Raw genomic sequence first — 15181 nt, 5'->3', positions numbered from 1 at the left:
ATGTTTACAGATCGCATCAAGAAGAGGCTAAAACGGTTTCGCTCGAACGAGGAGGGCTCTATCGCGGTCGAAGCGCTGCTTACGATCCCGATCCTGTTCTGGACCCTGATGATCGGCTACACCTATTTCGATGGCTATCGCGAAGCGGCCTCGAACGTGAAGGCCGCCTATACGATCGGCGACCTGATCTCGCGCGAAACCCGCACGATCGACGACGCCTATATCAACTCGATGGTCGATCTTTATGCACGAATGGTGGGCAGTCCCAACAATCTGCAGGTCCGCATATCGCTGTTGCGCTACGAGGCAAGGCAAAACAGGCACCGGGTGCGGTGGTCGGCAAACCGCGGTTTCCCCACCAGCCTGACCAATACGAATGTTGACGCGATCAGCGCGAGCCTGCCGCCGATGTCGGATCTGGACACGCTGATCCTGGTTGAAACTAAGAACACCTATCAGGCGCCCTTCAGCGTCGGCCTGGACGATACGGTGATGGAAAGCTTCATCTTCACGCGGCCGCGCTTCACCAACGAGATCGCCGGCAGCGTCTGACGCTCAGTGCGGCAGATTCCCGTCCCGCTCCGCAATCATGGCCGAGATCATCTCGGCCATGAATTTCGTCTGCGAACCGGGCGTGACCCCGCCCACCCCGATGCGGCGGCCAATCCGCCACCACAGGCCGGGACGCCAGGCACGGGCGGCCGGAGTCCGCGTGCGGATCAGGAACCCGTTCGACGGCTTGAAGGCGAAAGCGCCGCGCTCGATCTGTTCGATATCCTCGACCAGCGCGATCACTTCGCCGGTGCCGCTGCGCAAGGTGCTGTCCGTCAATTCGACCCGTCCCGCAGTTGCCGCATACATGCCTTGCGCCATCCACAATGACGCCGCGCCGAGCGCGATCAGAAAAACTTGCCAAAAGAACGTCGGCGGCGTTGCCAGGGCCACGTAGATCAGCAGCCCGCCAAGCCCAACAAGCATCACAAGGGCCAGCCACCGCCGGGGCGCCGATGCCTCCACAACCGCCACCACGTCATCCTGCATGTTCCGATCCTCTCTCCGTTCCACCTCCCTTATCCCATCGCACACGCACGGAACAGACCCATTGCCCTACCCACAAACCCCGAGTTGGCGTGCCGTTCATGAGCTTTCCCGCCAACCGCCCCGCCCCAGGCTCGCCGACGATACCTCGGCCTGCATCGACGCGACCGGGACTTTCGAGCGTTTCTCACAGCGCAACGATGTTTTCATCCGCGCCATGCGGGACAAGCGGGTGAAATCCAGGCAGAAGCAGGCGTTTTTCTCCTCCTACCGGATGGAGGCCATCCCGCGCCGGGGCGACCGCTTCGCAAATTTGCACAGTCACGGTGACCGCATACGGATTTGCCTGACGCGGTCGAGTGACTATCTTAACGCCAACCCACTTGCCAGGAGGCACTCATATGTCCATCCGACCGATCCTCGAAACCCGCCGCGCCACCCCGGCGCTCGAAGGTGCGGGCGTCAAGCTGCACCGGGCCTTCGGGTTCCAGGACCCGACCGAACTGGACCCGTTCCTGCTGTTCGACGATTTCCGCAACGAATATCCGCAGGACTATCTGCGCGGGTTCCCGTGGCACCCGCATCGCGGCATCGAAACCATCACCTATGTGCTTTCGGGCACCGTTGAACACGGCGACTCGCTGGGTAATACCGGCACGCTGGGTGCGGGCGACGTCCAGTGGATGACCGCCGGGTCGGGCATCCTGCATCAGGAAATGCCCAAGGGCAATGCGCAAGGCCAGATGCACGGCTTCCAGCTCTGGGGCAACCTGCCGGCGGCGCAGAAGATGACAGCCCCCCGCTACCAGGACGTGCGCGGCAGCGAGATCCCCGAGATCATCGACGACGACGGCACCCGCGTGAAGGTCATCGTCGGCAGTTTCTGGGGCAAGACCGGCCCTGTGGACGGAATCGCCGCCGATCCGCAGTACCTTGATGTCTTCGTGCCCGCCGGCGTGAAGAAAACCTTCAGGATCGACACCTACCGCCGCGCCTTCGCCTATGTGTTCGAAGGGGCCGGCGCTTTCGCCGACGCCTCCGCCCCCACCGGCGTGCTGCTGGAAAAGGAGGTCGCGGGCGAGGAGGTCAACATCCGCGACCTGTCCGGCAACCGCACCCTGATCCGCTTCGGTACCGGCGACGAGGTGACGGTTCAGGCAGGTCCCGAAGGTGTGCGCTTCCTGCTGATCTCGGGCGCGCCGATCGCCGAGCCGGTGGCCTGGCACGGTCCGATCGTGATGAACACGCAGGAAGAGTTGATGCAGGCGATGCGCGACCTGCGCAATGGCACGTTCATCCGCCCCGCGCACTGAAACGGAGCCGCGTAACCCGATGGTTACGCGGCGACCGCCTTGCGCACCATGTCCCAGTAGATGCCTTCGACCTGGTCCAGTGACAGGCGCCCGCCCGCGCGATACCAGGTATTGACCCCATTCAGCATCGCGATCACCGCAAGTGTCGCGATCTTGGTGTCGGGCACATCGAATGCCCCTTCGGACACGCCCGCCCGCAGGATCGCTTCCAGATCGTCCTCATACCGCCTGCGTAGCGCTTCGATGGTGGCGAAATTCTCGGGCGTGAGGTTCCGCAACTCCATGTAGGCGATGAACACCTCGTCGGGCCGGTCGAGGTGGAACCGGATGTGAAAGCTCACGAAATCGCGCAGCCGCGACAGCGCATCGCCCCCCCACTGACCGGCACGCGCGGTCAGGAGTTCGTCCATGTGACGATGCATCAACCCGAAAAGCAGGCTCTGCTTGTCGGGAGTGTAGTTATAGAGCGCCCCCGCCTGCACCCCGACCTCACCCGCAATCTGCCGCATGGAGACTGCGGCAAAACCATGTTGCGCAAACAACCGCAGAGCGGCGTCCTGGATGCGCGGGCCGGTGATATCGGAATGGGAACCCTGAGTACGTGCCATGGCATAACGCTATCTGAACATTTGTTCAGATAAAAGCCCCACTTGCACGCCCCCCCGGAAAGCGCGACAAAGATACCGGAAACATCACCCTGGCTTCCCGCATGTCCCGTCTCAGCCTCGTCCTCCTCGTCCTCACTGCCGCCTGTACTCAGGTGCCCGAACTGAACGAGCAGATCAGGCCCGATCTACAGAGCAAATCCTTTCCCCGGTTGATCCCGCTCGACGAAACCCTTGGTCCTGCCGTTATCGCCGAAGACGAGGCCAGGAAGCTGGAGCAAAGTCTTGCATCGCGCCGCGCCGCGCTCGAGGCGCGCGCCCGGCGTCTGCGCCAGCCTGTTCTGGACGAGGCAGAGCGCACCCGCCTGAACGAATCCGTCACCGAATAACCTCTGCACACGTTGCACGCCCGCGCTGATCCGGCTAAGGCACGGCACAAGGGCAGCGGTCGCGCTGGCTGCGCCGGAGACGAGCAGAAAGGACTGACAGCATGAAACCAGCATTGCGGCTCGGGATCGCGGGATTGGGCACTGTTGGAGCAGGCGTTGTCCGCATCATTCGCCGCCAGGCCGATCTGCTGGAGTCCCGCACGGGCCGCCGCATCGAGATCGTAGCCGTATCTGCACGCGACGCGACCAGGGACAGGGGCGTGAACCTCAAGTCTTATGCTTGGGAAACCGATCCGGTGGCGCTGGCTCGCCGTGACGACATCGACGTCTATGTCGAACTGATGGGCGGCGAAAATGGTCCCGCCAAGGCTTCGATCGAGGCCGCGCTGGAATCCGGCAAGGACGTGGTCACCGCCAACAAGGCGCTGCTGGCCATCCATGGCCAGGCCCTGGCTGAACAGGCCGAAGCCGCAGGCCGCGTGATCCGGTTCGAGGCGGCCGTCGCCGGTGGCATCCCCGTCATCAAGGCGCTGACCGAAGGGCTCGCCGGCAACCGGATCACCCGCGTTATGGGGGTGATGAACGGTACCTGCAACTACATCCTGACGCGCATGGAATCGCAGCGCAAAGGCTACAATGCCCTCTTCGAGGAATGCGCCCAGTTGGGATACCTCGAAGCCGATCCGAACCTCGACGTGGGTGGCATCGACGCGGCCCACAAGCTGGCGTTGCTGTCGGCCATCGCCTTTGGCACAAGGCCGGATTTCGACGGGATCGACATCGAGGGTATCCAGCGCATCAACCTCGAGGACATCACCTATGCCGCCGACATGGGCTATCGCATCAAGCTGCTGGGCGTGGCGCAGCGCACCGGTCGCGGGCTGGAACAGCGGATGCGGCCCTGCCTGGTGCCAGCGGAGTCGCCGCTGGGCCAGCTCGAGGGCGGCACCAACATGGTTGTGATCGAAGGCGACGCGGTCGAACAGATCGTGCTGCGCGGTCCGGGCGCTGGCGAAGGCCCAACCGCCAGCGCGGTTCTGGGCGACATCTGCGACATCGCGCGCGGCTTCCGGCTGCCGGTCTTCGGGCAGCCGGCCAGCACGCTCGCCGATGCCGACAGCGCCCAGTCGAACTCGCCCGCCCCCTACTACCTGCGGCTCCTGCTGCCCGACCGTCCCGGCGCGCTGGCCAAGGTGGCCGCGGCGCTCGGCGATGCCGGGGTCAGCATCAACCGGATGCGCCAGACCCAGCACGAAAGCGCCGAGGCGCCGGTTGTGATCGTCACCCACAAGACCCAGCGGGCGGCCATCGACACCGCGATCGAAGCCATGGTCAACAGCGGCGTACTGGCCGCCGAACCGGTGGCCTTGAGGATCGAGGCGGTGTAATCGGCCGAACTCCAGTTCTTTTTCGCAAACACGCTTGTGAACCCCCGCTGCGCTGCGCTAGAGGGTCAAAAAAGCCATATGCAAGGAATTCTTCATGTCGTCCAAGCCCGAATTTCATGACCGCATGCTTTCCCTGGGCCTCGCCCGCGTGGCCGAACAGGCTGCACTGGCCTCGGCCTCGCTGATCGGTCGCGGCGACGAGAAAGCCGCCGACCAGGCCGCCGTGAACGCCATGCGCGAACAGTTGAACCTGCTCGACATCGCCGGCGTGGTGGTGATTGGCGAAGGTGAGCGTGACGAGGCACCGATGCTTTACATCGGCGAGGAAGTGGGCACCGGCAACGGGCCGGGCGTGGACATCGCGCTGGATCCTCTTGAGGGCACGACGCTGACCGCCAAGGACATGCCCAACGCGCTGACCGTGATCGCCATGGGTCCGCGCGGCTCGATGCTGCATGCGCCGGATGTCTACATGGACAAGCTGGCCATCGGTCCGGGCTATCCCGAGGGTGTCGTCTCGCTCGACATGTCGCCACGCGAGCGGGTGGAAGCCCTGGCCAAGGCCAAGAGCTGCAAACCGTCGGACATCACCGTCTGCATCCTGGAGCGCCCGCGCCACGAGGCGATGATTGCCGAAGTGCGCCAGACCGGCGCCTCGATCCGGCTGATCACCGACGGCGACGTCGCCGGCGTGATGCATTGTGCCGAAAGCGAAACGACCGGCATCGACATGTACATGGGATCGGGCGGCGCGCCCGAGGGCGTGCTGGCGGCCGCGGCGCTGAAATGCATGGGCGGCCAGATCTTTGGCCGGCTGCTGTTCCGTAACGACGACGAGCGCGGCCGTGCCGCCAAGGCCGGCATCACCGACCTGGACCGCGTCTATTCGCGCGACGAGATGGTGACATCGGACGTGATCTTTGCCGCCACCGGGGTGACCGGCGGATCGCTGTTGCCGCGCATCAAGCGCGAGCCGGGCTGGGTGGAAACCACCACCCTGCTGATGCGGTCCAAGACCGGCTCGGTGCGGCGGATGAGCTATCGCACGCCGGTCTGAGCCTGTTGCGCAGGGTTGCGGCTTGCGCCGCAGCCTCCGGCGGGAGTATTTGGGGCGAAATGAAGGGCCGGATCCGCGCAGGGTCCGGCCTTTGCGCATGAGGTGAAGGGTGGCATATCTGGGTGTGGAGAGTTCGCTGAGCGGCCGGCGCTGGGTCGGTCCGGACATCGAGACCGAGCGCGCGGCGGAGATGATGCGGCAGCAGAGCGACCTGCCCCAGGCGGTCTGCCAGGTCCTGGCGCGGCGCGGCGTGCCACTGATGGAGGCCCGCGGATTTCTTGACCCCCGTTTGAAGGAACTGCTGCCCGATCCGCGCGGGCTAAAGGATATGGAAGAGGCGGCAAGCCGGTTTCTTGAGGCGGTGCGTCGCCGCCAAAGGGTCGCCGTCTTTGCCGATTACGACGTTGATGGCGGCAGTTCGGCGGCCCTGCTTCTGATCTGGCTGCGGGCGATGGGACAGCAGGCGACGCTCTATGTGCCCGACCGGATCGACGAGGGCTATGGCCCCAACGTGCCGGCGATGCGGGATCTGGCGGCAAGCCATGACCTGATCATCTGCGTCGATTGCGGCACGCTGAGCCACGAGGCGATTGCCGCGGCACAGGGCGCGGACGTGATCGTGCTCGATCATCACCTGGGCGGCGAGACGCTGCCCGACTGCGTCGCGGTGGTGAACCCCAACCGGCAGGATGAAAGCGGCGACCTGGGCTATCTCTGCGCCGCGGGCGTGGTGTTCCTTATGCTGGTCGAGGCCGGGCGGCAGATGCGTGAAGCGGGCGCGGCAAGCCCGGACCTGATGGCCATGCTCGACCTTGTGGCACTGGCCACGGTGGCCGATGTCGCGCCGCTGGTCGGGGCGAACCGGGCGCTGGTGCGCCAGGGGCTGAAGGTCATGGCGCAACGGCGGCGGCCCGGCCTGGTGGCGCTGGCGGATGTGGCGCGGATGGATACCGCCCCCAATACCTACCATCTCGGTTTCCTGCTCGGGCCAAGGGTCAACGCCGGCGGGCGGATCGGCCAGGCGGACCTTGGGGCAAGGCTGCTGAGCACGGACAGCCCGTCCGAGGCGCAGGCGCTGGCCGCACGGCTGGACCAGTTGAACAGCGAGCGCCGCGAGATCGAGGAGGCCGTGCGCGCCGCCGCGCTGGAACAGGCCGAGGCGCGCGGGCTCGACGGGCCGCTGGCCTGGGCCGCCGGCGAGGGCTGGCATCCGGGCGTCGTGGGAATCGTCGCCTCGCGCCTGAAGGATACCGCGAACCGCCCCGCCATCGTCATCGGCTTCGACGGGGACGAGGGCAAGGGCTCGGGGCGCTCGGTCGCCGGTGTCGATCTTGGCGCGGCGATCCAGCGGCTGGCGGCCGAGGGGCTGTTGGTCAAGGGCGGCGGCCACAGGATGGCTGCGGGCCTGACGGTGGCGCGTGACAAGCTCGAGGCGGCGATGGCGCGCCTGTCCGAGTTGCTGGCCAAGCAGGGGGCCGGACAGGGCGGCCCGGCCGAATTGAAACTGGACGGCACGCTGATGCCGGGTGCCGCGACTGTGGATCTGCTGGAACAGATCGAGCAGGCCGGCCCCTTTGGCGCCGGCGCCCCTGCCCCGCGCTATGCCTTGCCCGATCTCCGGATTCGCTTTGCCAGGCGCGTCGGCGCCTCGCATCTGAAACTCGCGCTGGAAGATGGCATGGGCGGCGGGCTCGACGCGATACTGTTCGGCGCCTTCGATGGCCCGCTCGGGCCGCGGTTCGAGAACCACGGCGGCGCACGCTTTCATTTCGCCGGGCGGCTGGAGATCAACACCTGGGGCGGAAGGCAGAACGTCCAGCTGCGCGTCGAGGATGCCGCAGAGGCCTGATGCCTTGAAAACAGGGGGTTTTTCGTCCCAATCAAAAAAGTTCATCAAACCGTATTTTTCTGCTTGCGGGGCTGAATGGGACACCGTAAAAGGCCCTCCACAAGCCAGCGTGGCCCGTTCGTCTATCGGTTAGGACGCCAGGTTTTCAACCTGGAAAGAGGGGTTCGATTCCCCTACGGGCTGCCATATCTCCCCAACATCGAGATGAAATAAGGCTTCAAAATCCCATCATAACTATCTGATTAAAAACACTTTCTCCCGCGATAAAAATATTCTTTACCCACTTGCGCCCGTGGGCGCGACCTCGTAAAAGCCTCTCACGCCAAGCGTGGCCCGTTCGTCTATCGGTTAGGACGCCAGGTTTTCAACCTGGAAAGAGGGGTTCGATTCCCCTACGGGCTGCCATTTCCCGATCGCGCTTCATGTTTTGCACAGCCGTATGGGCCGTGTGAACCCGCTAGGGTCTGCGGTGCCCCTGAGGCAGCAAGCGGGTCAAGGGCCTGTGGTCCGTGTAACGCGCAGCGCCTGGCCACGTGGCGCAAACCGTTTTCCCAAAAGCCCGAGCCGTCACTCCTGGTGGATCGGTTCGGCGGTGAACATGCCGCCCTGATAGAGCGCGTCCGGCGCATCGACCGCCCCCTGCGGCTCGCTCGCCTCCAGCTCCGCGCGCCAGACCTCGGACGTGTCCTGCGGTTCCCAGCCCAGGTAGGCGACATGCGAATTGTCCCACCAGCCCGAGCGTGTCTGCGACACCCCGTAGATCACCGGACAGCCCAGGCGCGGCACGATGAAACAGCGCTCGACCAGCGCGAAGAGGTCGCGATAGCTGAGCCAGGTGGACAGCATCCGCCGGTTGCGCGGTCTGGGAAAACACGAGCCGATGCGCACCCGCGCGGTCTCGATCCCGAATTTCTTCCAATAGACCAGCGCCAGTTGCTCGCCATAGACCTTGGAGGCGCCATAAAGCCCGTCCGCCATCGGCGCGGCAAAGGCGTCAAGCCGCTCGTCGGTACGGTAGAACCCGATCGCGTGGTTCGACGAGGCAAGAAAGATGCGCGGCCTGCCGGTCACCCGCGCCGCCTCGTAGAGGTTATAGACTCCCCGGATATTGCCCCGTTCGATCAGGTCGAAACTCTTCTCGGTGCTCACCCCGCCGAAATGGGCCACCGCGTCGCACCCATCGACCAGGTCGCGCAGGGCGGTGGCATCGCCCAGATCTGCCGCGACGAATTCCTCGTTTGCCGCCAGCCCGTCCACCGCCACCAGGTCGCTCAGCCGGATCTCTTCGGCCAGACCCGCCAGGTGGCGGCGGGCCTGAGAGCCCAGTGCGCCAGCAGCGCCAGTGATCAGCAGGCGCTTCAGCTTCGCCATCTTCGCCTCCGTCAGTAGCCGCTTGCCTTCTCTCCCGCGCCCGCGCCCGCACCGCCGCCCAGCAGCGCGCGCGCCTGGCCGACCGCCCCGCGCGACCCCGCCGCCAGCAGCGCCGTGTCGGCGGCAATGGTGACCATGTCAAAGCCCCAGCCGACCGCCTGCGCCGCATAGGCCGGCGTTCCGCAATGCAGCCCCGCCGCAATGCCGGCACGCTTGGCCGCCGCCAGGATGGCCTTGATCGTGTCGATCATCTCGGGCTCGGTACGGTCAACCCCCGAGGGCAACCGGCCATTCGTTACCCCCAGCGTCAGATCCGACGGCCCGATATAGATGCCGTCGAGCCCCGGTGTCGCGCAGATCGCGTCGACATTGGCAAATGCCTCGCCAGTCTCGATCATCGCCAGCACCATCACCTGGTCATTGGCCTCGGCAGGATAATTCGCGCCAGCCGAGAAACTGACCCGCGTCGGGCCAAAGCTGCGGTTGCCGCGCGGCGGATAGCGAACCATCGCCACCAGGTCGGCGGCCTCTTCGGCGGTGTTGACCATCGGGCAGATGATGCCATAGGCCCCGGCATCGAGCAGTTTCATGATGATCCCCGGCTCGCGCCACGGCGCCCGCGCGATCGGCGTCACGCCGCTGGCGCGCATCGCCTGCAACATGGTGCAGGCGTGGGAATAGTCGAGAAACCCGTGTTGCAGGTCGATGGTCAGGCTGTCGAAACCGGCGGTCGCCATGATCTCGGCCGTGAACGGGTTGCCTATGCCAAGCCAGCCGTTGAGAGTGGGACGGCCCTCGGCCCAGGCCTGTTTGACTGCGTTGGGGATCATGGATGTTTCCTTTCCTGCCCGGTGCCTTTGATGATCAGAGAGAACGGCATTCGGGCACCGACGTCAGGACTGTGCCGTCCTTGAGATATTGCGAGAGGTTGTCGCAAGTCAGGTCGCCCATCGCCTGCCGTGTTTCCAGCATGGCCGCGCGCCCAGCCTCGGGGGTGTCGAACAGTCGGGTGACCTCGAACTCGGCTTCGAACCGGACGCGCATCCGATCGGTCACATTGCCGATCTGGAGCAGCCGTGGCCTAGTCATCGGCCCGCACCTCCTGCCGCTGGCTGCCCAGCCCCTCGATCCGCAACTCCATCACGTCGCCCGCCTTCAGGAAGGTCGGCGGCTTCATGCCGCCGCCCACGCCCGGCGGCGTCCCGGTCGAGATCACGTCGCCCGGATGCAGGGTAAAGAGCTGGCTCAGATGCGAGATGATCTGGCGCACGGTAAAGATCATCGTCGCGGTATTGCCGGTCTGCATCCGCTTGCCGTTCACGTCCAGCGACATCGCCAGCGCCTGCGGATCGGCGATCTCGTCGCGGGTCACCAGCCACGGGCCGGTGGGCCCGAACGTGTCGCAGCTCTTGCCCTTGGTCCATTGCCCGGTCAGCTTGTTCTGGAAGGTCCGCTCGCTCACGTCGTTGCAGATGCAATAGCCCGCGACATGGTCCAGCGCATCCTCTTCGCTGACATATTTCGCGGCCTTGCCGATCACCACGCCCAGTTCGCATTCCCAGTCGGTCGTGGTCGAGCCGCGCGGCATCACCACATCGTCATCGGGGCCGACAATCGCCGAATTGGCCTTCATGAACAGGATCGGGTGTTCGGGGTACGGCAGATTCATCTCGTCGGCATGATCGGAATAGTTCAGCCCGATACACATGTACTTGGTGAAGCCGCTGACACAGGCCCCCAGGCGCGGGTTGCCCGGCACCACCGGCAGGCTCGCGGGATCGAGCGCGCGCAACCGCTCAAGGCTCGCGTCGTCCAGAACCGCCCCGGTGATGTCGGCCACATGCGCGCTCAGGTCCCGGATGTTGCCGTCAGCGTCCAGCAGACCCGGCTTTTCGGCCCCGACCGGCCCGTATCGCAGAAGTTTCATGTCGTCTTGTCCTTCTCAGTGATTGTCGCGCGGCACCGCGCTGTTTCCGATGTCGCGATAGGCGTCCGCCCCGCGCAAAGTCATCCCCTCCGAGAACGGGCGCACCCGCTCGCGGAAGATCTCCTGCCAGGGCGACTGGCTGGGCGGGGTAAAGGGATGGTCCGGCAACGCCGCCCGCCGCTCGGCCAGTTCCTCGTCGCTGACCAGCATGTTCGCGGTGCAGGTGTTCAGGTCGATCCGCAGCCGGTCGCCGGTGCGCACCAGGGCAAGCCCGCCGCCTTCGGCCGCCTCGGGCGAGGCGTTCAGAATCGAGGGCGAGCCAGACGTGCCCGATTGCCGCCCGTCGCCGATGCAGGGCAGCGCATGGATGCCCTGTTTCAGCAGATAGGACGGCGGCCGCATATTCACCACCTCGGCCCCGCCGGGATAGCCGATCGGCCCCGACCCGCGCATGATCAGGATGCAACGGGCGTCGATGGCCAGGCTCTCGTCGTCGATCCGGGCATGGAAATCCTCGGGCCCGTCGAACACGATGGCCCGCCCTTCAAAGGCATTGGGATCCTCGGGATTGTCCAGATACCGCTGCTGGAACTCGGCGCTGATCACGCTGGTCTTCATGATGGCGCTGTCGAACAGGTTGCCCTTGAGGTTGATGAACCCCGCGTCGCGCTTCATCGGCGCGGCGACCGGCTTGATCACCGCCGGGTTCTCGCTGCGGCGCCCGTCGCAATTCTCTCCCATTGACCGGCCATTGACCGTAGACGCGCCCGGATGCGGCAACAGCCCCTCAGCCAGCAATTCGCCCACCACCGCGGGAACCCCGCCTGCACGGTGATAATCCTCGGCAAGGTATTCGCCCGCAGGTTGGAGATTGACCAGCAGCGGCACCTTGTGGCCCAGCCTTTGCCAGTCGTCATTGTCCAGCGGCACGCCCAGGTGCCGCGCGATGCCGTTCAGATGGATCGGCGCGTTGGTCGACCCGCCGATGGCCGAATTCACCACGATCGCGTTCTCGAAGGCCGCGCGCGTCATGATGGCCGAGGGTTTCAGATCCTCGTGCACCATCTCGACGATGCGCCTCCCGGTCTCATAGGCCATCTGCCCGCGTTCGCGATAGGGCGCGGGGATCGCGGCAGATCCGGGCAGCTGCATGCCCAGCGCCTCGGCCAGGCTGTTCATCGTGCTCGCGGTGCCCATCGTGTTGCAATAGCCGACCGAAGGCGCCGACGAGGCGACCAACTCCATGAAGCCCGCATCGTCGATCTCGCCCGCCGCCAGCAACTCGCGCGCCTTCCAGACGATGGTGCCCGATCCGGTACGCTCGCCCCTGAACCAGCCGTTCAGCATCGGCCCCACCGAAAAGGCGATGGCCGGGATGTTCACCGTCGCCGCCGCCATCAGGAGCGCCGGCGTGGTCTTGTCGCAGCCGATGTTCAGCACCACCCCATCCAGCGGATAGCCGAACAGCGTTTCCACAAGGCTCAGATAGGCCAGGTTGCGATCCAGCATCGCGGTGGGCCGCTTGCCGGTCTCCTGGATCGGGTGTACCGGCACCTCGATCACTGTGCCACCGGCCGATATGATCCCGTCGCGTACGCGCTTGGACAGTTCCACATGGTGACGGTTGCAAGGGCTCAGATCGGATCCGGTCTGCGCGATGGCGATGATCGGCTTGCCCGACTGCAACTCCTCCCACGTCAGCCCATAGTTCAGATAACGCTCGAGATAGAGCGCGGTCATTTCGCGATTGTCCGGGTTGTCGAACCAGAATTGCGAGCGCAGACGCCGTTTTGTCATTTTTTCCTCTCCCCGATCAGCCGGCCCAGCCGCCGTCGATGATATGGGCCTGCCCGGTGGTAAACGCACTTTCGTCCGAGCCGAGATAGACCGCAAGTGCCGCAATCTCCTCGGCCTTACCGATCCGGCCCATGGGCTGGCGTGCGACGAACGCCTTCATCGCCGCCTCGTAATCGCCGGTGGCGCGCAAGCGGTCGTGCAGCGAGGGGCTTTCCACCGTCCCCGGGCAGATGGCGTTGCAGCGCACCCCCTGGGTTATGTAGTCCTTCGCCACCGCCTTGGTCATGCCGATCACCGCCGCCTTGGTCGCGCCATAGACGAAGCGGTTCGGCGCCCCGATGATCGACGAGGCCGCCGAGGACATGTTGATGATCGAGCCATTGCCACGCGCCAGCATCCCCGGCAGCGCCGCCCGCATAGTGCGGAACATCGAGCGCACGTTGAGGTCGAAGGCAAAGTCCCATTCCTCGTCTGTGGCGTCCAGGATGGTGCCGTGATGGACAAAGCCGGCGCAGTTGAACAGGATGTCGGGATTTGCCTCGCCCACGATTTCGGCCACCTGCGCATCGTCGCGCACGTCAAGTCGCGTCACCTCCAGATCGCCCGCCGCATCCGCCCTGAGCGCCGCCAGCGTCTCGACATTGATATCGGTCGCCAGAACCTTGGCCCCCTCGGCGGCCATGGCCAGCGCAGTGGCCCGCCCGATCCCCTGCCCGGCAGCCGTCACCAGCGCCGTCTTTCCAGTCAGTCTCTGTGTCATGTCGCAAGATCCAGATGCAGTTTCATTGATTTGCTCCGGTCGTCCGCCAACTGGAGGGCATCGGGCGGAACAGGTGGCGCCGAGACCGTTACAATGGCGATAATGGCGGAGGGCCAACTCGACATTTCCTCACTTTTCCTCGAACTTTGCAACCTGCACCAAACGGAGACCGATAGATGAGTATCCTGATTCTCGGCGGCGGTGGTATGGTGGGGCAGAAACTCGCCAGATCGCTCGCCGATCACGGCCTGACCGGGCACGAAAAGTCGCCCGTGACCCTGTTCGACATCAGCTTCCCCGAAACCGGCGCGCCGGGCAAGCAGATCCGCGGCTCGGTCACCGACCCGCTGGCGCTGCGCCGCCTTGCCGCCGCACGGCCAGAGGTGATCTTTCACCTCGCCTCCATCGTCTCGGGCGAGGCCGAGTCCGATTTCGAACTGGGCTGGCTCACCAATATGCACAGCTTCTGGACCCTGCTCGAAGCGCTGCGAACCGAACACCTGGCCTCGGGCGGCCGCTACCGGCCGCGCTTTGTCTTCACCTCGTCCATCGCGGTGTTCGGTGGACCCTACCCGGACAGGATCGGCGACGAATTCCTCAGCGCGCCGCTCACTTCCTATGGCGCGCAAAAGGCGTGCAACGAACTGATGCTGACCGATTTCTCGCGCAAGGGGTTTGTCGACGGCATTTCGATCCGCCTGCCCACGATCTGCGTCCGCCCCGGCAAGGCGAACAAGGCCGCCTCCTCCTTCTTCTCGGGCATCATCCGCGAGCCGCTGAACGGGGTCGAAGCGATCCTGCCGGTGCCCGACACGGTGCGCCACTGGCACGCCTCGCCGCGCGCGGCTGTCGGCTTCCTGCGTCACGCCGCCACCATGGACCTGGGCCAGTTGCACGACCGCCGCGCGCTGAGCATGCCGGGCGTCTCCTGCACCGTGGCCGAGCAGATCGAGGCCCTGCGCGCCATCGCGGGCAATAACGTGGTGGCGCTGATCCGATCCGAACCGGATGAAACCGTGCAGCGGATCATCGAGGGCTGGCCCCGCGATTTCGATACAGTGCGGGCCCGGAAACTGGGTTTCGCCGCCGAAAGCGACTTTGCCGAGATCATCCGCATCTATCTCGATGACGACCTGCATCGCCGCTAAAGCGATCTCGGCTGGTGGTCGCGGATGATGACCCCGACGTAATTGGAGCCGAAATTCCATACGGCGCCGACGACCTGCTGGCGGAACAGCTTATAGATCCGGCCGAAGGTCTCCATCGGGATCGGCGAGGCGCGAAAGCCGCGCGTTTTCTCGAACTCGACCGGTGCCGTGCGCAACAGGCGCATCTGCACGTCCCACACGGTATTGGCAGAAGCCCCATGTGATCCCTGCAATTCTAAGGACCCGAGCCGCTGTCCGGGTCTGATGACAGGCATGATCAGCTTGCTATGCGGATCGTCGCAAATATCCGCCGTTTCAAACTTGGTTTTTCGTTTCATGCCGGATGGCCCGTATCCGTTTGAATGTGGTTCGGCCATGACCAACTGCATCTGCGCGCCCTGTGCCGGGCCGTTTGCAACCCGAATTCATGATGCGCCGCTTTTATTGGGCGTTTCAATTATTTTCAGAATTTCAGAATTTCCGAAGTTATTGTTCGCACATGAATGCTTCCTTGCCAGGATGGGCGGTACGTGACTCCG

The 15181-nt window shown here is 64.9% G+C and carries 16 protein-coding genes and 2 tRNA genes; 9 read left to right on the top strand and 9 right to left on the bottom strand.

What is annotated here, in order from left to right; translation table 11 throughout:
• The gene (locus tag BLT75_RS14270) at positions 1–552 is read left to right on the top strand and encodes a TadE/TadG family type IV pilus assembly protein (RefSeq protein ID WP_093032952.1); all 552 of its coding nucleotides are present in this window, start codon (positions 1–3) and stop codon (positions 550–552) included.
• Between the two features lie 3 nt (positions 553–555).
• Here BLT75_RS14270 and BLT75_RS14265 read toward each other — a convergent pair whose 3' ends face one another.
• Entirely contained in the window at positions 556–1041 is a 486-nt protein-coding gene (locus BLT75_RS14265) for a hypothetical protein (RefSeq protein ID WP_093032949.1), read from the bottom strand.
• A 398-nt stretch (positions 1042–1439) separates the two neighbouring features.
• Between BLT75_RS14265 and BLT75_RS14260 the strand changes: the two genes are divergently transcribed.
• Entirely contained in the window at positions 1440–2351 is a 912-nt protein-coding gene (locus BLT75_RS14260; protein WP_093032946.1) for a pirin family protein, read from the top strand.
• Between the two features lie 23 nt (positions 2352–2374).
• Here the strand turns inward: BLT75_RS14260 and BLT75_RS14255 are convergent, their stop codons facing one another.
• Complete coding sequence (locus BLT75_RS14255) at positions 2375–2959, bottom strand: TetR/AcrR family transcriptional regulator (protein WP_093032943.1); 585 nt, start codon at positions 2957–2959, stop codon at positions 2375–2377.
• A gap of 101 nt (positions 2960–3060) precedes the next feature.
• Between BLT75_RS14255 and BLT75_RS14250 the strand changes: the two genes are divergently transcribed.
• The 6 genes from BLT75_RS14250 (at position 3061) to BLT75_RS14225 (ending at position 8044) form a co-directional block, all read left to right on the top strand.
• Positions 3061–3345, top strand: a complete 285-nt coding sequence (locus tag BLT75_RS14250; RefSeq protein ID WP_143028565.1) for a hypothetical protein — start codon at positions 3061–3063, stop codon at positions 3343–3345.
• Positions 3346–3446: 101 nt separating this feature from the next.
• Entirely contained in the window at positions 3447–4733 is a 1287-nt protein-coding gene (locus tag BLT75_RS14245; protein WP_093032937.1) for a homoserine dehydrogenase, read from the top strand.
• Positions 4734–4827: 94 nt separating this feature from the next.
• Positions 4828–5790, top strand: a complete 963-nt coding sequence (gene glpX, locus BLT75_RS14240; protein ID WP_093032934.1) for a class II fructose-bisphosphatase — start codon at positions 4828–4830, stop codon at positions 5788–5790.
• 109 nt (positions 5791–5899) lie between these two features.
• The gene (gene recJ / locus BLT75_RS14235) at positions 5900–7639 is read left to right on the top strand and encodes a single-stranded-DNA-specific exonuclease RecJ (RefSeq protein WP_093032931.1); all 1740 of its coding nucleotides are present in this window, start codon (positions 5900–5902) and stop codon (positions 7637–7639) included.
• 111 nt (positions 7640–7750) lie between these two features.
• A tRNA-Glu gene (locus BLT75_RS14230) sits at positions 7751–7825 on the top strand.
• A 144-nt stretch (positions 7826–7969) separates the two neighbouring features.
• Positions 7970–8044 (top strand) — tRNA-Glu (locus BLT75_RS14225).
• Between the two features lie 162 nt (positions 8045–8206).
• Here the strand turns inward: BLT75_RS14225 and BLT75_RS14220 are convergent.
• The 6 genes from BLT75_RS14220 to BLT75_RS14195 are packed head-to-tail and all read right to left on the bottom strand — an operon-like array spanning position 8207 to position 13494.
• Complete coding sequence (locus BLT75_RS14220) at positions 8207–9010, bottom strand: NAD-dependent epimerase/dehydratase family protein (RefSeq protein WP_245706534.1); 804 nt, start codon at positions 9008–9010, stop codon at positions 8207–8209.
• A gap of 11 nt (positions 9011–9021) precedes the next feature.
• On the bottom strand, positions 9022–9840 hold the full coding sequence (locus BLT75_RS14215; protein ID WP_093032928.1) for an HpcH/HpaI aldolase family protein: 819 nt from the start codon (positions 9838–9840) through the stop codon (positions 9022–9024).
• A gap of 34 nt (positions 9841–9874) precedes the next feature.
• Positions 9875–10099 carry a hypothetical protein gene (locus tag BLT75_RS14210; RefSeq protein WP_143028564.1) on the bottom strand — a complete coding sequence of 75 codons (225 nt, stop codon included), beginning with the start codon at positions 10097–10099 and terminating at the stop codon, positions 9875–9877.
• Entirely contained in the window at positions 10092–10937 is an 846-nt protein-coding gene (locus BLT75_RS14205) for a fumarylacetoacetate hydrolase family protein (protein WP_093032922.1), read from the bottom strand. The genes BLT75_RS14210 and BLT75_RS14205 overlap by 8 nt, the downstream gene beginning before the upstream one ends.
• A 15-nt stretch (positions 10938–10952) precedes the next feature.
• Positions 10953–12734 (bottom strand): IlvD/Edd family dehydratase, encoded by a 1782-nt coding sequence (locus BLT75_RS14200; protein ID WP_093032919.1) that lies wholly within the window; start codon positions 12732–12734, stop codon positions 10953–10955.
• A gap of 16 nt (positions 12735–12750) precedes the next feature.
• Entirely contained in the window at positions 12751–13494 is a 744-nt protein-coding gene (locus tag BLT75_RS14195; RefSeq protein WP_093032916.1) for an SDR family oxidoreductase, read from the bottom strand.
• A 176-nt stretch (positions 13495–13670) separates the two neighbouring features.
• On the opposite strand from BLT75_RS14195, the gene denD reads away from it, so the two are divergent.
• On the top strand, positions 13671–14642 hold the full coding sequence (denD, locus tag BLT75_RS14190) for a D-erythronate dehydrogenase (protein ID WP_093032913.1): 972 nt from the start codon (positions 13671–13673) through the stop codon (positions 14640–14642).
• On the opposite strand, the gene BLT75_RS14185 is transcribed toward denD, so the two are convergent.
• Positions 14639–15031, bottom strand: a complete 393-nt coding sequence (locus tag BLT75_RS14185; RefSeq protein ID WP_093032909.1) for a hypothetical protein — start codon at positions 15029–15031, stop codon at positions 14639–14641. The genes denD and BLT75_RS14185 overlap by 4 nt on opposite strands.
• Between the last annotated feature and the right edge of the window lie 150 nt (positions 15032–15181).

Origin of the sequence: Ruegeria marina (assembly GCF_900101475.1) — a bacterium.
GTDB lineage: Bacteria > Pseudomonadota > Alphaproteobacteria > Rhodobacterales > Rhodobacteraceae > Ruegeria_B > Ruegeria_B marina.
The sequence above is the reverse complement of the archived record's forward strand: the minus strand, read 5'-3'. Positions and strand labels throughout refer to the sequence as shown.